This is a genomic window from Vibrio gallicus, from assembly GCF_024346875.1.
Taxonomy (GTDB): Bacteria; Pseudomonadota; Gammaproteobacteria; order Enterobacterales; family Vibrionaceae; genus Vibrio; species Vibrio gallicus.
Genome location: NZ_AP024871.1, coordinates 1088093 through 1108995, shown reverse-complemented (window position 1 = coordinate 1108995; position 20903 = coordinate 1088093). Strand labels below are relative to the sequence as shown.

Annotated in this window: 15 protein-coding genes and 7 tRNA genes; 8 read left to right on the top strand and 14 right to left on the bottom strand. The window is 44.4% G+C overall.

All coding sequences use genetic code 11. The features are described from left to right. Positions 1–184 precede the first annotated feature (184 nt). Positions 185–1834: a pyridoxal-dependent aspartate 1-decarboxylase PanP gene (panP, locus tag OCU28_RS05140; protein ID WP_261817261.1), complete on the top strand. Its 1650-nt coding sequence runs from the start codon at positions 185–187 to the stop codon at positions 1832–1834. A gap of 242 nt (positions 1835–2076) precedes the next feature. Continuing rightward, positions 2077–2934 (top strand): MurR/RpiR family transcriptional regulator, encoded by an 858-nt coding sequence (locus OCU28_RS05135; protein WP_261817260.1) that lies wholly within the window; start codon positions 2077–2079, stop codon positions 2932–2934. 115 nt (positions 2935–3049) lie between these two features. On the opposite strand, the gene yghU is transcribed toward OCU28_RS05135, so the two are convergent. Beyond that, positions 3050–3895, bottom strand: a complete 846-nt coding sequence (yghU, locus tag OCU28_RS05130) for a glutathione-dependent disulfide-bond oxidoreductase (RefSeq protein WP_261817259.1) — start codon at positions 3893–3895, stop codon at positions 3050–3052. A 14-nt stretch (positions 3896–3909) separates the two neighbouring features. Next, complete coding sequence (locus tag OCU28_RS05125; RefSeq protein ID WP_261817258.1) at positions 3910–5109, bottom strand: iron-containing alcohol dehydrogenase; 1200 nt, start codon at positions 5107–5109, stop codon at positions 3910–3912. Between the two features lie 389 nt (positions 5110–5498). On the opposite strand from OCU28_RS05125, the gene OCU28_RS05120 reads away from it, so the two are divergent. Further along, positions 5499–5762: a GrxA family glutaredoxin gene (locus OCU28_RS05120; protein WP_261817257.1), complete on the top strand. Its 264-nt coding sequence runs from the start codon at positions 5499–5501 to the stop codon at positions 5760–5762. Positions 5763–5823: 61 nt separating this feature from the next. Here OCU28_RS05120 and fabV read toward each other — a convergent pair whose 3' ends face one another. Next, positions 5824–7026, bottom strand: a complete 1203-nt coding sequence (fabV, locus tag OCU28_RS05115; protein ID WP_261817256.1) for an enoyl-ACP reductase FabV — start codon at positions 7024–7026, stop codon at positions 5824–5826. Between the two features lie 266 nt (positions 7027–7292). On the opposite strand from fabV, the gene OCU28_RS05110 reads away from it, so the two are divergent. Then, a complete protein-coding gene (locus tag OCU28_RS05110) occupies positions 7293–7808 on the top strand; it encodes a glycine cleavage system protein R (protein ID WP_261817255.1) in 516 nt (171 codons plus the stop codon). A gap of 39 nt (positions 7809–7847) precedes the next feature. Here OCU28_RS05110 and nspC read toward each other — a convergent pair whose 3' ends face one another. The 4 genes from nspC to cra form a co-directional block, all read right to left on the bottom strand. Then, complete coding sequence (gene nspC / locus OCU28_RS05105) at positions 7848–8981, bottom strand: carboxynorspermidine decarboxylase (protein ID WP_261817254.1); 1134 nt, start codon at positions 8979–8981, stop codon at positions 7848–7850. A gap of 67 nt (positions 8982–9048) precedes the next feature. Continuing rightward, entirely contained in the window at positions 9049–10296 is a 1248-nt protein-coding gene (locus OCU28_RS05100) for a carboxynorspermidine synthase (RefSeq protein ID WP_261817253.1), read from the bottom strand. A gap of 10 nt (positions 10297–10306) precedes the next feature. Next, positions 10307–13204 carry a pyridoxal phosphate-dependent class III aminotransferase gene (locus OCU28_RS05095; RefSeq protein WP_261817252.1) on the bottom strand — a complete coding sequence of 966 codons (2898 nt, stop codon included), beginning with the start codon at positions 13202–13204 and terminating at the stop codon, positions 10307–10309. Between the two features lie 464 nt (positions 13205–13668). Then, positions 13669–14649, bottom strand: coding sequence for a catabolite repressor/activator (gene cra, locus OCU28_RS05090; RefSeq protein ID WP_261817251.1), 981 nt, complete (start codon positions 14647–14649; stop codon positions 13669–13671). A 295-nt stretch (positions 14650–14944) separates the two neighbouring features. Between cra and fruB the strand changes: the two genes are divergently transcribed. From fruB to OCU28_RS05070, 4 genes are all read left to right on the top strand, one after another. Then, positions 14945–16075: a fused PTS fructose transporter subunit IIA/HPr protein gene (fruB, locus tag OCU28_RS05085; protein ID WP_261817250.1), complete on the top strand. Its 1131-nt coding sequence runs from the start codon at positions 14945–14947 to the stop codon at positions 16073–16075. A 9-nt stretch (positions 16076–16084) separates the two neighbouring features. Next, a complete protein-coding gene (gene pfkB / locus OCU28_RS05080; RefSeq protein ID WP_261817249.1) occupies positions 16085–17032 on the top strand; it encodes a 1-phosphofructokinase in 948 nt (315 codons plus the stop codon). A gap of 57 nt (positions 17033–17089) precedes the next feature. Then, positions 17090–18826, top strand: coding sequence for a PTS fructose transporter subunit IIBC (gene fruA, locus OCU28_RS05075; protein WP_261817248.1), 1737 nt, complete (start codon positions 17090–17092; stop codon positions 18824–18826). Between the two features lie 179 nt (positions 18827–19005). Beyond that, positions 19006–19794 (top strand): lipase family protein, encoded by a 789-nt coding sequence (locus tag OCU28_RS05070; protein WP_261817247.1) that lies wholly within the window; start codon positions 19006–19008, stop codon positions 19792–19794. A 45-nt stretch (positions 19795–19839) separates the two neighbouring features. Here OCU28_RS05070 and OCU28_RS05065 read toward each other — a convergent pair. From OCU28_RS05065 to OCU28_RS05035, 7 genes are all read right to left on the bottom strand, one after another. After that, a tRNA-Cys gene (locus OCU28_RS05065) sits at positions 19840–19913 on the bottom strand. A gap of 48 nt (positions 19914–19961) precedes the next feature. Beyond that, positions 19962–20037 (bottom strand) — tRNA-Gly (locus OCU28_RS05060). Between the two features lie 40 nt (positions 20038–20077). After that, positions 20078–20164 (bottom strand) — tRNA-Leu (locus OCU28_RS05055). Between the two features lie 80 nt (positions 20165–20244). Continuing rightward, positions 20245–20320 (bottom strand) — tRNA-Gly (locus OCU28_RS05050). Between the two features lie 41 nt (positions 20321–20361). Then, positions 20362–20448, bottom strand: a tRNA-Leu gene (locus OCU28_RS05045). An 80-nt stretch (positions 20449–20528) separates the two neighbouring features. Next, a tRNA-Gly gene (locus tag OCU28_RS05040) sits at positions 20529–20604 on the bottom strand. A 32-nt stretch (positions 20605–20636) separates the two neighbouring features. Further along, positions 20637–20710 (bottom strand) — tRNA-Cys (locus OCU28_RS05035). Between the last annotated feature and the right edge of the window lie 193 nt (positions 20711–20903).

Here is a 20903-nt window from a genome sequence, read left to right as displayed (position 1 = left end):
AGTCAATCCCAGAAGTGAGTCTATACCATTGATACTACGCAAAAGTAATTGACGTTATCCAAAATCGCTTTCAAGCTAATTACCAACAAATCAAACTTAAATTCAGCATCAAAAAAACCGAGACATTACTCCCATAATCTATTACATTGTCCCGCTAAATGTTCACCACACATAAAACTCGAATATGGTTCCACAGGAAAAAAAAGCACTCGTAGATTTTGACAGATTGTTGAAAATATTTACTGTCCCTGAAGGGCCAGAATCGACGCTCACTCAAATATCAAAACGCTTATCCTCAAACCTAAACGATTTTCTTAAAGAACATATCGTTGCTGAAGAGAAGCCTCTCACTGAAATTGAAAAGGATTTTAGTTGTGCAGGTTTGCCTGAGCAACCAGAGTTTGTATCTGACCATACCCAACATCTACTTGATAAACTGGTATCTCAGTCAGTACATACCTCATCACCAAGCTTTATCGGTCACATGACTTCTGCATTGCCTTATTTCTTAATGCCGTTGTCAAAAATCATGATCGCCTTAAACCAAAACCTAGTAAAGATCGAAACCTCTAAGGCATTTACCCCTCTAGAGAGGCAAGTTCTAGGTATGCTGCACAACCTTATTTTTCAACAAGATGATGCCTTCTATAGCCATTGGATGCACAGTGCAAAGCACTGTCTTGGTGCATTTTGTTCAGGCGGTACCGTTGCCAATATTACTGCGCTATGGGTCGCACGAAATAACGCATTTCCAGCTGATGGTGAGTTCGAGGGTATTCAAAAACAAGGTTTACTCAAGGCTATGCTGCACTACAAATATCAAGGTATGGCAGTATTGGTTTCTGAGCGTGGACACTACTCTCTTAAAAAAGCCGCCGATGTACTCGGCCTCGGTCACGACAATCTGGTTAAAGTCAAAACCGATGCCAATAACCGTATTGATATCAATGAACTAAAACTAAAGCTTAGTGAACTTGAAGCTCAAAGAATAAAACCAATCGCTGTAGTCGGGGTTGCTGGTACCACAGAGACAGGCAACATTGATCCCCTCGATGACATTGCAGATATCTGCGCACAACATCAATGTCATTTCCATGTTGATGCCGCTTGGGGTGGAGCGACATTAATGTCGAATAAGCATCGTCATTTACTAAATGGCATTGAACGTGCAGATTCGATTACAATTGATGCCCATAAACAGCTTTATATCCCTATGGGTGCGGGAATGGTGTTATTTAAAGACCCAAGTGCAATGGAAAATGTAGAACACCATGCAGCCTACATTTTACGTAAAGGTTCAAAAGATCTTGGCCGCTATACCCTTGAAGGTTCGCGCTCTGGAATGGCGATGCTTGTTTACTCCAGCATGCATATTTTAAGTCGTCCAGGTTATGAGCTATTAATCAATAACGGTATTGATAAAGCACGTTTTTTCGCTGATTTAATTGAGCAACAGCCATCATTTGAATTAGTGACCGAACCTGAATTGTGTTTGCTAACCTATCGCTACGCACCACCCAAAGTGCAGTTGGCCATGCAACATGCTAATGATAAACAGAAATATAAACTGAATGAATTCCTAAATAGCATGACTCAATTCATTCAGAAACGTCAGCGCGAGAATGGACTATCATTTGTTTCACGGACAACCCTGACGCCTCAACAATTTGATGGATTAACCACGACAGTATTTCGAGTTGTGCTTGCCAATCCACTTACTACTGAAGATATCTTGCGAAATATCTTAATTGAGCAATCTGAAATCGCAACACAAGCGCCTTCATTAGCTAAGAAAATTGAGGAATTGACTGATGAAATATTACGTCAAATGTAATTTTTTTACTTCAGAGGTCGAATAAAAGGTACAAATAACCTAATTCATTCGCTACTTCGTTGCAAAAATGAGGTGTAGCACCCTTCATTTTTGATGTTTGTCATATTCTAATGCTTAAGTTGTTATAAAATTTCGGAATTATTACAACCATAAGTCAGTTCAGTATATACTGAAGTTAACTTTTTGAGCCTCCTTTCTCTTTTGTCGAGATTCACTTTTAGATAATTTACTGTGCCAAACCTATGAATACTTTAGAAAAAGTACAACAAAACCTAGATAACTTTAGTAAGTCAGAGCGAAAGGTTGCCGAAGTAATTATGGCAAATCCACAAACAGCGATTCACTCTAGTATTGCAACATTAGCCAAGTTGGCAGATGTAAGTGAACCAACGGTAAACCGTTTTTGCCGTCGTTTAGACACTAAAGGGTTCCCTGACTTTAAATTACACCTTGCCCAAAGCTTAGCCAATGGCACCCCTTATGTAAGTCGTAACGTGGAAGAGAGTGATGGTCCGGATGCCTATACGCATAAGATCTTTGAATCCACAATGGCTTGTCTTGATGTAGCCAAGAATAGCTTAGATGCAACCCAAGTAAACCGAGCAGTCGATCTACTCACCCAAGCCAAACGTATCTCATTTTTTGGCCAGGGCGCATCCTCTTCAGTAGCAAAAGACGCACAGAATAAGTTTATACGTTTCAATATTCCAATCTCGTGCTTTGATGATCCTGTAATGCAACGTATGAGTTGTATTAATAGTACTGATAATGATGTCGTTGTTCTGATCTCTCATACAGGTAGAACAAAAAGCCTCATTGAAATAGCCGCACTCGCACGTGATAACGGTGCAACGGTTATTGCAATCACCGCTAAAGACTCCCCTCTTTATAAGGTTGCATCGCTGACTATTACACTCGATATTTCAGAAGATACTGATGTCTATATGCCGATGGCAAGTAGGGTTGTGCAAATGACAATCATCGATGTTCTTGCAACTGGGTTTACCTTACGCCGCGGTAGTGGCTTTAGAGACAACCTAAAGCGAGTAAAAGATACCTTGAAGGAATCACGCTTTGGCAGAGGCGAAGACAGCCTTTAATAATATATGAATTGTGAACTACTCAGCGACAGCATAGCTGATCACTGAGCTTCTAAGGCAGTTAAATAAAAAAAGCCCCTGCTTATATAATAAGCAGGGGCTTTTTTTATATGTGTTACTTTAGTATTGCGTCAATATCTGCAGCGCTATGCCTTTCTGCCAGTTGCTCATGTTCATCACCCCAAACACGATTCACAATTCGACCACGCATAACCGCTTCACGAGAGTCGATTGCCCTCGCCCAGCGTTGAACATTTTTATATTCGTCAACCTGTAAAAACTCTTCTGAGTCATATAATCGGCCCAATACCAGCCCACCATACCAAGTCCAAGTCGCCATATCTGCGATAGTATATTCATCACCACCTAGATACTCATTACGTGCTAATTCTTTATCTAGCACATCAAGTTGACGCTTTGCTTCCATAGTAAAACGGTTAATTGGGTATTCGAATTTCTCAGGCGCATAGGCATAAAAATGACCAAATCCCCCTCCAAGATACGGCGCTGAACCTTGTAGCCAAAACAACCAGTTCAATACCTGAACCCGCTTTGCCGGTTCAGTAGGAACAAACTTGCCAAATTTTTCAGCAAGGTATAAAAGGATATTACCGGATTCAAAAACAGATATCGGTTCACTACCAGAGTTGTCCACCAATGCAGGGATCTTTGAGTTTGGATTTACGGCAACAAAACCAGATGAAAACTGCTCCCCTTCGCCAATCTTAATCAGATAGGCATCATATTCCGCTTCTTTAATTCCTGCAGCCAGCAACTCCTCAAGCATAATTGTCACTTTTTGACCATTAGGCGTTGCAAGAGAATAGAGCTGAAATGGGTGTTTTCCTTCAGGAAGCGGTTCGTCATGGGTGGAACCTGAAACAGGTCGGTTTATGCTTGACCATTCCCCTCCGGTATCAGTGTTAACCCATACCTTAGGTGGTTGATAATGTGAGGACATTTTCGCTCCTTTGTTTAATGCATTTCTGAGAGATCACCCATCTGGGAGGAACTTCGATTTACTGGGTTATAACACACCTGATTTAATACCTCTACGAGGCGCTCTTGCGTGAGGGGCAAGGGATTACCTTGGATTGCAACAGATTTCATTGCATCTTTTGCTATGACATCAAAAGGCGTATCAGACAAACCGTAGTAAGAAAGCGTTGGAATTTCTAGCTTCTCAAGCATTCTTTTAACCCACTCCACCCCATCTTCCATTTGTGCTTCAGTATCTTCGAGCAATAATTGCGCAATCTTACGATATCGGGTAAGCAAATCGTTGCGTCCATTGAGCTTGGCAGCGCGCATATTTTCACTCATAACCACAGGTGCTAAGCGCGCTGTAATCACACTGTGTGGTGCCAATATCTTACCGCCTAAAGCAGAAGCTAGGCCATGTGCTGCGCCGAGTTTTGCATTGGTAATGGCCATTCCACCCAACATAGCCGCAAAAGAGAGATCGGCTCTCGCTCTCGGGTTATCTTGACGACAGCCAGGTAGGATCGAACGGGCTAAACGGCGTAACCCTTCTTCACAGATCATATCTGTTAAGGGGTTTGGTTCACCACACACATAGGCTTCCATTAAATGAGTAAATGCATCCATTGCTCCTCTGCCAGAGGTTCTAGGGTCAGTGCCGTAGGTTAACGTGGGGTCAACAATAGCAACATTGGGCAGGATATCTGGACTGCGCAAACTAACCTTAACCTTATCTTGCGCTGATTTGAGAACCGCATTTTTAGTGACCTCAGCCCCAGTACTGGCCGTAGTAGGAATAGCAATCATAGGGATAGGTTGCGCCTTGATAGGCACATTGCGCCCAACTACCTCCACATAATCATAAAGATCACCAGTATTGGTAACCATCGCGGCTAGCGCCTTACCCATATCGAGAACGCTACCGCCACCCATAGCAACAACCATATCCGGTTTAAATAGACGCGCCACAACGGCTGACTCTTCAACCATTGCAATATTGGGTTCGTTAGTTACCGAGATATGCTGATACCGCATGCCTTGGGTTTTCAGGTAACTCGTTATAATTTCCGAGCGAGAGAGATCCTTACCTGTGACCAATAACACGCTATAGCCAAACTGATTTAGAGTGGATAAAGATGATCTCAAGCATCCCTCACCAAAGATTATGCGAGGGGTCGTCATAAACTGAAACAATATAAACCTCCTTGTTGGTCTTATGTAGCAACCATGATTTCACTACGCATCACTTGCTCACTACATAAGACTGACAGTATGCAATTATGTGTACCTACGGTTACTTTACAGGTGATTGCATCATACTGTCTCAGCAAAACCGCCAATATGTGACTAGGTTAATAACGGGTGCAAAAAAGAATATCGCACTACTTGATATAGCCTGCGCTGCATAGGTTGCACGCCTTAGCTAAGATAAAGGGTTACTGCAGACACTCGCGCACCAAAATGAGTTGCTTGACCACTCAATTTTTATTTAATAGGCCACACCTATCACAGTAACAGGCAAAATATGCTTTATTTCGCATGGTGGTTAAGGCATAGTTTCTCTATCAAGTAAGGAGAGATATATGTTTGTAGTAATTTTTGGCCGCCCTGGTTGCCCATTCTGCGTTCGTGCAAAAGATGCAGCAGAAGAACTTAAAGCGAAACGTGATGACTTTAACTATCGTTATGTTGATATCCACGCAGAAGGTATTTCAAAGGCTGATCTTGAAAAGACAGTCGGCAAGCCAGTTGAAACGGTTCCTCAAATCTTTGTTGACCAAGACCATGTTGGTGGTTTCACTGAATTTGAAGCTTACGCAAAAGAAAATCTAGGCCTTTACGCTTAAGATGACAGACACTAAAAAGGGGCGCATTCGCGCCCCTTTTTATTTAATCAGGCATTAGCCTTTAGATATCGATAACATCAAACGCGACATTTGTATTTACGTCGGCTTGGTAGTCAACACCTTCAATACCAAAACCAAACAAGCTCAAGAATTCTTCTTTATAAGCTTCATAATCAGTAAGCTGTTTTAGGTTGTCAGTGGTTATTTGAGGCCATAGATCGCGGCAATGCTGTTGAATATCATCACGCAATTCCCAATCATCAAGGCGTAAACGGTTTGTATCATCTACTTCTGCCGCCGAGCCATCTGCTTTGTATAGGCGCTGACTGAACATACGATAGATTTGCTGCATACAACCTTCGTGTACACCCTCTTCACGCATTTTCTTAAACACCATAGCAATGTACAAAGGCATAACTGGAATAGCAGAGCTTGCTTGTGTCACTACAGATTTCAATACCGCAACATTGGCGGTGCCGCCAATTGCAGAAAGCTTCGCATTTAGGTCACTAGATGCACGGTCCAAATCCATCTTCGCACGGCCTAACGCACCATCCCAATAGATAGGCCAAGTAAGCTCAGTACCGATATAGCTATAAGCCACTGTCTTACAACCTTGTGCAAGTACACCAGCGTCAGCAAGTGCATCCATCCAAAGTTCCCAGTCTGCACCGCCCATAACCGTAACTGTATCGGCAATCTCTTGCTCGGTAGCAGGCTCAATGCTTGCTTCAGTAATAAGGTCTTTGTTGGTGTCAACGGCAGTTGAGGTGTAAGTATCACCGATAGGCTTTAGTGCAGAACGAATCAGCTCACCCGTTTCAGGTAGCTTACGTACTGGAGATGCCAGCGAGTAAACAACCATATCAATCTGACCAAGGTCTTGTTTGATAAGGTCGATTGTTTTTTGTTTTGCTTCGTTTGAGAAGGCATCACCATTTAGGCTTTTTGCATATAGCCCTTCTTCTTGAGCTAGCTTATCAAACGCCGCAGCGTTATAAAAACCAGCTGTACCAGGTTTCTTGTCTGTGCCCGGCTTTTCAAAGAAAACACCAATAGTTGATGCACCACCACCAAACGCAGCTGCAATACGTGATGAAAGACCGTAGCCACTTGAAGAGCCTACAACTAGTACACGCTTTGGTGCATTAGCAATCGGTCCTTCGGCTTTAGTGTATTCAATTTGTTGTTTTACGTTTGCTTCACAACCAACTGGATGTGTTGTGGTACAAATAAATCCACGAATTCGAGGTTTTATAATCATATTCAGTTCCTTAAAAAGACATGCGTAGCATAAAAGGTTATCCAAAAAATCTCACTACTTTTATGAAGAATGAACCTAAAATATCAAGTGGTTGGAGCACTTTTAGAAAATCTTTACCAAAATCACACTTTGGTAAATACTCATTATCAATAAGGCAATTTATTGCTTGATATCATGCATAAACAGGCAGATATTATCTAAGGTAATGAAAATAAGTTATTTAACTATTAAATTCATACGCTTATCAAACTAAAGAGGGACTCTCCATGAAAACATCATTCATCGTCAATTTCATTGGCACAGCTTCACCCTCAACGATTAAACAGCTAACAGCTATTACCCACGAAAACGGTGGTAAGTGGTTAATTAGCAAGGTTAACTTCATTGACAACCAGGTTGCTGGTGTAATAAAAGTTGAGGTGCCACAAGAAAATGCAGATGTGGTAAAAAATGCATTCACTGATACAACCACTTTGCTCTCCCAAATTACAGACAGTGATGCAAAACTGCACGATATCAACGATATTTTTCACCTTCGAATAGATGCCGGTGATCGCGATGGTATTGTGAACCAAATCACTCAAGTATTGGATAGTCAAGGCATCAGTATTGTTGATCTAGATTGTCAGCGCGTCTTTCTAGCTGGCGGTGGTGGCGTTAGCTCTAGCCTATTCACCGCACAAATTTCGCTGAAACTGCCTGCAGAAGTGCAAATAAACGATGTTCGACATGAGCTTGAGTTACTCAGCGAAGATACGCGAGTAATGATTGAAGAGTCGTAGATATTAGAAAAATGCCCCGTTAATTAACGGGGCATTTTCTTATGATACTGACCATTGTGATAGTGAGCGTTTAAAGTCCCTGTAATCAAACTCGTTTAGCTTAACTACCTCGCCACTACTGCGTTGACAGTAAATAGATGGCATCTTGATGCCGTTAAACCAATTGAGCTTCACCATGGTATAGCCTGCACTATCCATAATATGTAAACGCTGACCAATATCTAAAGGCTTATCGAACTCAGCTTCACAGAATTGATCGCCCGCTAAACAAGAGCATGAACCAATCACATAATGGTGATTTGCCCCATCACTGGCCTCACGAATAGAAGCGGGCTCATCATAAATAAGGGTATCAAGGCGATGCGCCTCTGTTGCTGAATCAACAATCGCAGTTTTCTTTTCATTCTCAACGATATCGACCACCGTAACCACAAGGTCTGTAGTTTGGGTAATGATAGCCTCTCCTGGTTCAAGATACAGCTGCACCGCATGTTTATCAGAAAACGCCTTCAATGCGGTGGCGAGTTTTTCAAGCTCATAGCCCGGCCACGTAAAGAACACTCCGCCACCAAGACTCACCCACTCCATTTTATCGAGATAAGCGCCAAATTGTTCAGAGATATAATCCAATAAACCGATAAAAGAGTCCGCACTCTTGTTCTCACAGTTCATGTGGAACATCACACCCTCTAGGCTTTGAAAAACTTGAGGGTCAATTTGCTGCGCTTGCACTCCAAGGCGTGAATATTTACGTGCAGGGTTGGCTAGATCTTGCCCGGCCACACTCACCCCTGGATTTAGGCGTAAGCCGATAGAAGCTTTACCCTCCACTAGATGGCGATAATGAGCCAATTGACTCTGAGAATTAAAGATCATCTTGTCGCAGATATCGGCCACTTCAATCACATCTTGTTCGGTATAACCGACACTATAAGCGTGCGTCTCACCACCAAAGGTTTCGTAGCCAAGTTTAACCTCATACGGTCCACTGCTAGTACTTCCATCGAGGTAAGGCTTGATAATATCGAATACACCCCATGTTGAAAAACACTTCAGAGCCAGTACCAGTTTCACACCTGACAGCTCTTTCAAGCGCTTGGCGATTTCTAGGTTTTGGACCAGTTTTGCTTCATCAATCATGAAGAATGGGGTGCGCAAATCAGAATGATGCATTGTTTACACTCTTATCTAAGGCAAAAGCCGGCGATTCATCACCGGCTTTTCGTTAATTGTTGGTTATTTATTTTAGGATCTTGATATCCGGTGTGGTTTCCGGTGACAGCTCTTCAACATGCCAATCTAGACCAATCTCAGGCATGGTCTCAAGAAATGGGTCAGGGTCAAGCTGTTCCATGTTGAACACGCCCGCCTCTGCCCATTTACCACGGAAGTATTGCAGTGCAGCCGTGATAGCTGGGACACCAGTGGTATAAGAGATGGCTTGGTGCTCCACATCTTCATAAGCCACTTCGTGATCGGCATTATTATAAATAAATACGCTACGCGCTTTACCATCTTTAATACCACGAACCCAAGTACCGATACAGGTTTTGCCCGTATAACCTGGTGCCAACGAGGTTGGATCAGGAAGCAGTGCTTTGAGTACGTGTAATGGTTGAACCACTGTGCCATTGTGTAAAGTCACAGGATCAGGGCTTAACAAGCCAATATCACGCATGCAGTTAAAGTAATTTAGGTAAGTATCACCAAAGCCCATCCAGAATTCGATGCGTTTTGCCGGAATGAACTCCTGCATTGAACGTACTTCATCGTGCGCCATTGAGTAAACCTTGTGGCTACCGCAATTTGGGAAGTCAAACTCAAACATGCGCGTATGGCAAGCTACCTGTTTCCACTCGCCATTTTCCCAATAGAATGAATCCCCTTGGATCTCTAGCATATTGGTTTCAGGGTCGAAGTTGGTTGCAAATTTCTTACCATGATCGCCTGCATTGACGTCCATAACATCAATGGTTTCGATTTCATCGAATAAATGTTTAACCGCGTAAGCTGCAAATACACTCACAACGCCAGGATCAAAACCCGCGCCTAAAATACCAGTGATGCCCGCTTGCTTAAATTTGTCACGGAAACCCCACTGCCAATCATAAGCCTGAGGTACTTGCTGCCCTTCTGAACAAAGGTCAACGGCAACTGAGGTATCAAGATAAGAAACCTTAGCCTGTAAGCACGCTTCCATGATCGTGATGTTCACCCATGGAGGACCCGCATTGATAACCAAGTCTGGTTTCACATCATTGATAAGCGCAACTAACGCGGCAACATCATCCGCATCTACTGCGCAAGACTCTAACTTTTTAGATGGGTCTTTGAGATTATTTTTACCCTTGATAGAGTCAATGATCTTGTCACATTTCGCTACAGTTCGAGATGCGATGGTGATATCACCGAGAACGTCGTTGTTTTGAGCTGCCTTGTGAGCCACAACCCAACCAACACCACCAGCGCCGATTTGCAAAACTGCCATTTTGTTTTCCTTATAGTCCAGAGGCTGCTAGCTCAACGGCTAGCTTATCAATATCGTTTAAAAGCGTTGTAAAATCTGACAAGGTCAGACAAGGATTTAAGATAGTAAACTTAAGCGCCGAGTGGCCTTCTACGACTGTTTCACCCAAAACAGCCACACCACGTACTAGAGCTTCAATACGAACCTTTTGATTTAGCTTATCTAAGCGTGATTCATCAAGATGCTTACAACGGAACAGAATCGTTGAAAGTGCTGGGTCAGCTAATAGGTCAAACATCTCATGGTCACGTACAAGCTGTGCCACAGCTTGTGTTTGCTCAAGCAGATGATCATACATACTACCGAGGGTTTTTGGCCCAACATTTTGCATGGTCATATAGACTTTTAAGGCATCAAAACGCTTGGTTGTGGCTATCGATTTATCGACCAAATTTGGTAACTCATCGTGCTCACGGTTTAGATAATCCGCATGATGCAGCAGATACTTAAAGTTGGACTTATCTTTTATTAACAAAGAACCACATGAGATTGTTTGATAAAACAACTTGTGAAAGTCCACCGAAACCGAATCCGCTTTTTGGATTCCATTTAAGCGCGCCTTATGACTGCTTAACATCAGCGCTCCGCCATAGGCGCCGTCTACATGTAACCATAAGTTGTGTTGCTGTGCGATTTGCGCCATCGCATCGATGTTATCAATTGCGCCGTGATCCGTTGTGCCTGCAGTGGCAACCATAGCAAATGGCATTAAGCCTTGTTCAATGAGGTCTGTAAGCGCTGTCGATAGAGCCTCAATATTGATGGTACCATCAGCATGAGTCGCTACCGTAACCACTGATTTCTCACCCAGCCCCATCCATGCTGCCGCTTTTTGTACCGTAAAATGGGATTTATCAGAGCACACAATGCGCAATTTATCGAAATAATCTGGGTTGCCTAGTTTCTGAATAGAGTGCCCACTAGTTACATCTGCAAACCAGTCTCGGGCTAGCATTAAGCCCATTTGGTTACTCTGGGTGCCACCACTGGTAAAGATACCATCAGCATTGTCACCCATCTCATACTGCTCACACATCCAATCAACAACCTTTTGCTCAACATAGGTTGCAGCCGATGCTTGGTCCCATGAATCCATAGATTGATTGAGGCCAGCGATTATCGCTTCGGCGGCAACTGCTGACATAAGTGGTGGTGTATGCAGGTGAGCAATGCAATTTGGATGCTGAACCATAATCGAATTTTTAGCGACCAATTCAGCGGCTTGATCCACAACCTCGGTTAACTTTCGATTTCCAGAACTCAAATCAACACCATTGATAGCCATTTGTAGCTGTTGTGGGTCTAGACCCGAATATGGCTTATCTGTTGCTTCAAACACCGATTTTAGTGATTCAGTAGTATGGTGCATCACTTTTGCAAATTCAGATGCACCCTTTGCGCCGGTGTGAATAAAGTGTTGTTTCCACTCACTATTGCTTGGCTCAGGATCAGTATAAGAGCCACCTGCCGCCAGAATTGCCGCTTCCATGGTCTTAAGTACAAAATCGATCTGTTTAAAGCTAATAATCAATGGCGGCAAGAAACGAATCACGCTTCCATCACGTCCACCTTTCTCAACCATAAGACCGCGCTCTAAGGCCGCACGTTGAATCGCAAGCGTAAGCTCACCATCAGCGGCGCGTTCACCAAACTTATTCAGCTCGCCACTTGGCTTGGCTATCTCCATACCCAGCATCAAGCCTTTGCCACGCACTTCCGCTACGCAGTTCACCTTGCTTTGGATAGCTTCTAAGCCTTCACGCAGATACTGCCCAGCAGTTGCAGCATGCTCGACCAAACCATCGCGTTCGATAATCTCTAATGCCTTAGCACCCGTTACCATAGCTAATTGATTACCACGGAATGTCCCCGTGTGTTCGCCCGCATTCCACGTATCAATCTCTTTTTTAAACACCAAAAGAGACATTGGTAAACCGCCGCCAATCGCCTTAGACAGACATAGAATATCAGGCACAATGCCGGCTTCTTCAAACGCAAAACGATGACCTGTTTTACCAACGCCGCACTGAATTTCATCTAACACCAATAGGATGTCGTGCTCGTCACAAATGCGACGTAGCTCGCGCAACCAAGCAGCAGGTGCTGGCATTACTCCGCCCTCACCTTGTACTGGCTCAACGAAAATAGCCGCAGGCTTCATCATGCCTGACTCGTCATCATTCAACAGGCGCTCAATATAGCGAATACCCGCTTTGGCACCCGCTTCACCACCTAAGCCAAATGGGCAACGAATATTGTATGGAAATGGCATAAAGTGCACATCTGACATAAGTCCTGTACGGCGCGCTTTAGTGCCCAGGTTACCCATCATGCCCATAGTACCGTTGGTCATACCATGATAGGCGCCACGGAAAGCAAATACGGTGTTGCGTCCTTTGGTTTGCTTAGCAAGCTTAATCGCCGCTTCAACCGCATCAGCGCCCGATGGACCACAAAACTGGATTGCAGAATTGCTAGAAAAGGACTCAGGTAAGAAGGATTTCACTCGCTTAATAAAGTTATCTTTAGCTTGAGTCGTAATATCTAGGGTTTGATATGGAAGACCACTTTCAAGCTGCTCTTTGAGAGCCAGATTAATCTCGGGGTGATTGTAGCCAAGAGCTAAAGTACCCGCTCCAGCTAAACAATCTAAAAACATTTGACCGCGCGTGTCTTCTACTAATGCACCGTATGCACGCTTTATTGCCAAAGGAAGACGACGAGGATAAGAGCGAACCTCGGATTCGTGCTCAGCTTGTTCAATTAACATTTGGTCTGGAGTGAGGTCATAAATACCTTCAACTACAGGAACGTCACTAGAGAAGCCAACTTCTTTAGTCGACATTTCGAATTCAAATGCAGAGCTCATTAATATTTACCTAAAAAAAAGAGTAATAAAATCTTCACCGCGAAAAAGTATCAATACATGCTCGTGGGAATATAAAAGCGAACCAACCCTAGCAAAGGTTAGTCAAAAAAGAGTGCCAGCGTTACGCTGTTAGAATGGTAGCTCAAGGCTCAGTAATAACTCGATAAGCCGGAAGAACAAAGCTGATTTTAAAATATGATCGATTCATGTTGGGTGCCTATATCCGCGCCATCACTGGCAATATGTTCCCATCTACCAAACAGAGCTGTTTAGTACCTACCCTACGTGACATCACAATCAGCTTGGAATGCTTATCACGCGTATCCCCCAGAGCCTTTCTGAGATTGCGCAAGAATTTATCAAAAATCAGCGATTGAAGCAATGCTTTTTATGGCTGTTTTTTGTACAAAACGACAAAAAACGGTTGATTTTGCTAACGAATAAAAAAGCATTCCCCAATCTTACTAACCTCGAATCCGAATTTTTCTAGAAATGAGTTCCACACCTGGATTATAACGCTTAGCGGAGGCGTTCAAGGCCAACGCTAGCGCGCTATCACAAATTAGCTCAAACTGCTGTGGCAATGAGTTCACCTTTATCGGTAAGAAGTCCAATAATCGGTTGTCACCAAAGGTGCCAAGTTTAATTTTTGCCATCAATTGTGGCTTGTCAATAAGTACATCCAACACCCCTTCAAGTAAGGTATAAGATGTAGTCACTACAGCATCTGGAATCGTATCGTCCTCAACCCACTTGGCAAACAATCGCTTCCCCTCTTCATTATTAAAGTGTTCACCGTAAGCTACCTGAGACAGCACCCCAGCACCTTTCAGCGCGTTGGTATAACCTAAGTGACGCTCTCTAGAGATACTCAGATCTGGCAGTGCCCCTATTAAGCCTATGCAAGTGGTGTTAGCGTTAATCACTGAGTTAGTCAGTTCAAAGGCCGCGTCATAGTCCTCACTGATGACGCAACTAAAGTGCTCATCATCTAATGAACGGTCAATGGCAATCACAGGAGTACCCCGTTGTTGAACCGGCAAATAATATTCGCTGGCATCCGTTATCGCACTTGCCACAAATAGCGCATCAATACGACGTGAAATCAGAGCTTCCGCGACCAACTTCTCGGTGTGTGGATCATCATCAGAACAGCCGATTAAGATCTGAAATCCGGCTTTTCTGGAATTCTGTTCCAGCAGTTTTGCAATCCGAGCATAACTGGTGTTTTCTAAATCAGGGATGATCAAACCAAATGAACGACTATGCCCAGCACGCAATGACGATGCAGCGTGGTCAGGTCGATAGTTGTGCTGGTCAACCACCGCCATTACCTTTTTTTGAGTTCTTTCCGATATACGGTACTTCTGCGCTTTGCCATTGATTACGTAGCTTGCGGTTGTCTTAGACACTCCAGCAAGCTTCGCTATTTCGTCTAACGTCATGGGTCAGTCCTTTTTGTGCGATGGATCATATAAATGAATTCCAGCCTAGTTACCACGTTGAATTATATGCTGAACCGGTTCAGTATGAAAGCTGAAAGGATTCAGCAACTCACAGTTTTACCAATAAACATGTATTTATGCTGATATGCCATTATCCGTGACATACATACGCTAATACCGATAAAGGGATTTGCTGAATTTTTTACCATTTTGCTGAATCGATTCAGTTAATTGCATTAGTGGCAAACGAACAACTGAGTTGACTCGAGAACAAGAATAACGCAGGTGAGCAAACATGCTTCAATTACACAGCGACAACATCAAACTTAATCAATCATCAAAGGATAAACTTGATGCCATTACAGCCATCGCCGCTGACTTAACCACAAAGGGTCTAGTGGATGACGGCTATGTCGATGGCATGCTAAATCGGGAAGCGCAAAACTCGACTTTTTTAGGAAATGGCATCGCCATTCCCCATGGCACTACCGATACTCGTGATCTCGTGCAACAGACTGGCGTATCAGTTCATCACTTTCCTCAAGGAGTCGACTGGGGTGACGGTAACACGGCCTACATCGCCATTGGTATTGCCGCTAAATCTGACGAGCACCTTGCAATTCTTAAGCAGTTAACCAAGGTGTTGTCTGCTGACGGTATAGAACACAAGCTCAAACAGGCAAAATCAGAAAGTGAGATCATTGCCTTACTTAACGGCGAGGTGCAACTGGAAGCGGAGTTTGATGCATCTCTAATTCAACTGAACTTCCCTGCCACTGATATGGTACAACTGGCAGCCGTTGCCGGGGGGCTACTAAAAAATGCCGGCTACGCAGGTCCGGAGTTGGTTTCAGATTTAGTGACTAAGGCACCCACCCACTTAGGTAAAGGCCAATGGATAGTTAGCAGCAGCAAAGGAGTTACTCGCACTGCCATGGCGGTGGTATCAACCAGCAATCGATGCCAATTAGACGGCATACCTGTACATGCACTTATCGCGTTCGCCGCTTGTAACAATACCCATCAGCAGATGCTAGACAAAATCACCGAGCTGACGTTTAACCAGCAGCAGGATAAATTGTTGGCATTATCAAGTGAACAGCTTGTCGCTCTATTTACCCGAGAGCACCCCATCACCGCTTCAACCGAGGACAACATAGCCGTATTTAGGATTAACAATACACACGGCCTGCACGCGCGCCCCGGCGCAATGCTGGTAGCAGAGGCTAAGAAGTTCGAATCCACTATTAGGGTATCGAATCTCAACGGTGAAGATAAAAGCGTTAACGCAAAGAGCTTGATGAAGGTTATCGCTTTGGGTGCCAAACACGGTCATGAATTGAAATTCTCCGCCGCCGGAGCTGATGCAGACCAAGCCCTTTTAGCGATTGGCAACGCCATCGCATCTGGACTGGGTGAAGGATAAGGAGTCGCTATGAGTTCAATAAATAAAGTCGTTACCATCACATTGAATCCAGCACTGGATTTAACCGGTAGCCTAACGACACTAAATAAAGGGTCGGTAAGCTTGGTTGATCAAGGCTCTCTGCACGCCGCGGGAAAAGGTGTCAACGTTGCTAGAGTGCTTAGTGACTTAGGCGCAGATGTCACTGTAACGGGATTTTTAGGCCGTGATAATCAAGACCAGTTCTGTCGGTTATTTGAAGAAATAGGCGCGCACGATAGATTTATCCGCGTCGCTGGTTCAACGCGCATCAACGTCAAACTGGTTGAAGATACAGGTGATGTGAGTGACATCAATTTCCCGGGCGTTGAAGTCAATGCTAAGGCGATAGCTCAGTTTGAATCCGAGCTTAATGACCTAATGCAATCTCATGATTATTTTGTGTTTGCTGGCAGCTTGCCTCGCGGTATCAGTGCACAACAATGTGCAGACTGGATTGCTCTTTTGCAACACAACGGCAAACGCGTGCTATTCGATAGCAGTCGTGATGCGTTGGCAAAAGGACTTGATTCCAAGCCTTGGCTTATCAAGCCCAATGATGAAGAGCTGGCTGAGTTTGTCGGTCACCCTTTACAAAGCCAGCAACAATGCTTACAAGCCGCACAGTCCCTTGCCAGCAAAGGCATCGCCAACATAGTGGTCTCCATGGGTGCGGATGGTCTGCTATGGCTAGAAAACAACCACTGCTTACAAGCCAAACCACCGCGCATGAATGTGGTAAGCACTGTAGGTGCCGGCGATACGCTAGTTGCCGGGCTATGTTGGGGACACATGCAATCACTGACCAAACAAGAATTACTCTCCTTTGCTACCGCACTTTCCGCACTGGCTGTGAGTCAAGTGGGTGTCGGCGTACCGAGCATTGATGAAGTGACATCTATACAACAACAAATACAAATAAATGAGCTGAGTCATTAGACATCGAATCCTTGATTCTGATTACAAATGACATTAACGGACACAAAGGTCAACCCTATGAAAATTTCAATTATTACAGCCTGCCCTAGCGGCGTCGCAAACAGCATTATCGCAGCCGGATTGCTAGATAAGGCAGCACAGGAACTTGGACATGATGCAACAATTGAGTGCCGCTCAACTGTCATCGAAACTCAACCCCTGACAGAGGCTCAGATCCTAGAATCAGAGGTGGTGGTGATTGCAGCCAATACAGCGGTCGATACTCAACACCTAATCGGTAAAAAGGTCTACGAGGCGGATATTTCTGAGTGTGCCAGCGACGCCAAAGCATTTCTTAACAAAGCAATTTCACAAGCGAGCGTGCTGACCCAAAGCAATTATGTTGCGCCTACCGCTACACACTCTGCGGGTAAGGCAAAGAAGATTGTCGCGATTACCGCCTGTCCAACTGGCGTTGCCCACACCTTTATGGCTGCTGAGGCTTTAGAAGAACATGGCAAGCGTATAGGTCATACCATCAAGGTCGAAACGCGAGGTTCGGTTGGTGCTAAAAACCAACTAACTGCTCAGGAAATTGCCGATGCTGATCTGGTCATTATCGCAGCTGATATTGAAGTTCCCCTTGATCGCTTCGACGGTAAACTGCTTTACAAAACCAGCACAGGCCTAGCACTTAAGAAAACAGAACAAGAAATTGAGAATGCATTTGCCTTAGCTACTCCCTATACACACACGGCTAGCAATAACCAAGCGAACACGGCTGACGAGAACAAAGGAGCCTATAAGCACCTTATGACCGGTGTATCGCACATGCTTCCTGTTGTGGTTGCCGGTGGTTTGATCATCGCGCTATCGTTCATATTTGGTATTGAGGCATTTAAAGAGCAAGGAACACTGGCTGAATCACTCATGACCATAGGTGGTGGCAGCGCATTTGCGTTAATGATTCCGGTATTAGCCGGCTTTATAGCATTTTCTATTGCTGACCGCCCTGGCCTAGCTCCGGGTCTGATTGGTGGTATGCTAGCCAGCTCTACCGGCGCGGGTTTCCTAGGTGGTATTGCGGCGGGCTTCATTGCCGGTTACTGCGCAAAATTCATCGCCGATAAGGTAAAGCTTCCTCAATCAATGCAAGCCCTGAAGCCCATCCTCATCATCCCATTTATCGCGAGCTTATTTACTGGTCTGGTAATGATTTATGTTGTTGGTGGTCCGGTTGCAGCCATCATGGCGGCAATGACGGATTTTCTTAACAACATGGGCAGCGCAAATGCAGTCCTTCTTGGGATTATTCTAGGTGCAATGATGTGCTTTGACTTAGGTGGTCCGATAAACAAAGCTGCGTACACATTTGGTGTGGGTCTATTAGCTTCTCAAACATATGCCCCTATGGCGGCTATTATGGCAGCCGGCATGGTACCCGCGTTAGGCATGGGCTTGGCAACATTTATTGCTAGAGATAAATTTGAAGCAGGTGAACGTGAAGCAGGCAAAGCCTCATTTGTACTCGGTATGTGTTTTATCTCTGAAGGCGCGATCCCATTCGCAGCCAAAGACCCTATGCGAGTCATTCCGTCGTGCATGATTGGCGGCGCACTAACCGGCGCCATATCAATGCTAGTTGGTGCCAAGCTCATGGCACCACACGGTGGACTTTTTGTACTGCTCATTCCTGGTGCTATCACACCCGTATTTATGTATTTAGTCGCCATCGCCGCAGGCACTGCGGTAACTGGTATCAGTTATGCTTTCCTAAAGCGACGTGCGCCAAGTAAACAATTGGCAACCGCATAATGATGATAAGTCCAAATGAGTGGAACTCATTTGGACTTCTTTCTTTCCTGCCTTAATTGTGACCCCATCCATAAATAGTGTAAAAACCCTCGCACTTTCAATGCACTACCATCGCTGTAATATCAAAGTCACAGAAACTGATTATGGTCGAGTAATCACTCATATCGATTTTCAGATTAATGAAACCACTTAAACGTTACCAATACGAAAGATATGCCGTGCTATGCAATCTAGCCTATCCGCGGGTATTTAAACAAACCAAGTATGGATTTGATCCCAATGGGCAACGTATTATCAAAAATCGCTTTGGTAAAACCATGATACGGGTGCTGTGGAGTGCTAACAGCAATGAAGTGGTCGTAGTGATAAAAGGGTCGCATAGTGCCTATGATTGGTTACTAAATCTCGCGCTATGGACAACCAGTGTCAAACCTTTGGGGCTTAACTACCGTATCCATGCTGGGTTTCATCATTTACTCAATCAAGAGAGCCTGCCATCCAAGAATCATGACCATCTTGGTGCGACGGTTGTCGAGCGTTTGGAACTGGCATTGGTGCCGTTAGTTGCAAACGGAAAACGTATAACCATTACCGGACACTCTTCTGGTGGTGCTATCGGTTGCGTCTTTGCTGACTATTTTGAGAAAAAACATCCACGCTCTATCAAAAGAATTGTCACCTTTGGCCAGCCTGCCATCGGTAATTGGCAATTCAAAAAGAACTACAAGCTAGCCCATAAAACTTATCGAATCTGTTGCGATCTTGATATGGTCACCTTTATGCCGCCCCTACCGCTTGTATATTGGCATGTGGGCAAGATGCTATGGCTATATGATGGTAGGATTTATGAAAATACGCCTGGGATTATCCGCTTTTGGCGATCGATATTAAGTTGGCTATTACGTCCATTCTCATATCATTTGATGAGTAAATATATTAGAAATAAGGATTTTTTTGATGAACGATAAATAAGTGATTTGAAACAGAAGATATAAAGAAAGGTAACAAGAATATGGAGGCGCCTCCCGGAGTCGAACCGAGGTCCACGGATTTGCAATCCGCTGCATAGCCACTCTGCCAAGGCGCCATATTCATATAACTTACAGCTTAAGCTGATAGTTATCAATTTTTGATTTGGAGCGACACACGAGGTTCGAACTCGTGACCTCAACCTTGGCAAGGTTGCGCTCTACCAACTGAGCTAGTGTCGCATTCCTAGGCTAGCAGCCTAAAGCTGCAAGCTATATAAGATGGTGCCCCGGGCCGGACTTGAACCGGCACAGCGCGAACGCCGAGGGATTTTAAATCCCTTGTGTCTACCAATTCCACCACCAGGGCACGCAAAACTTGTTGCGATGGGTAAGACACCATCTTGTTACAACTGATAACATTAAGTTGACAGCTATAACCTATTTATTTGGAGCGACACACGAGGTTCGAACTCGTGACCTCAACCTTGGCAAGGTTGCGCTCTACCAACTGAGCTAGTGTCGCATTCATATAGCTGACAGCCTATAGCTGCAAGCTTTATAAGATGGTGCCCCGGGCCGGACTTGAACCGGCACAGCGCGAACGCCGAGGGATTTTAAATCCCTTGTGTCTACCAATTCCACCACCAGGGCACGCAAAACTTGTTGCGATGGGTAAGACACCATCTTGTTACAGCTGATAACGTTAAGTTGACAGCTATAACCTATTTATTTGGAGCGACACACGAGGTTCGAACTCGTGACCTCAACCTTGGCAAGGTTGCGCTCTACCAACTGAGCTAGTGTCGCATTCTGATAGCTATACGCTATTAGATAAAATATGGAGGCGCCTCCCGGAGTCGAACCGAGGTCCACGGATTTGCAATCCGCTGCATAGCCACTCTGCCAAGGCGCCTCTGAAACCGAAGATGTTTCGCTTCGGTATGGGGAGGCATTTTACGGATTCACTGGTGTGAGTCAACACAATTTTTAAATTTTGGATTCGTTTGCTCGCTTTACAAACAAACTTAATTTAACTGCTTAGATATCTAGCAATTAGTGACTATATTTCGACTAGTTTGCTGCTTATTTATTCAGAGCGTAATCGA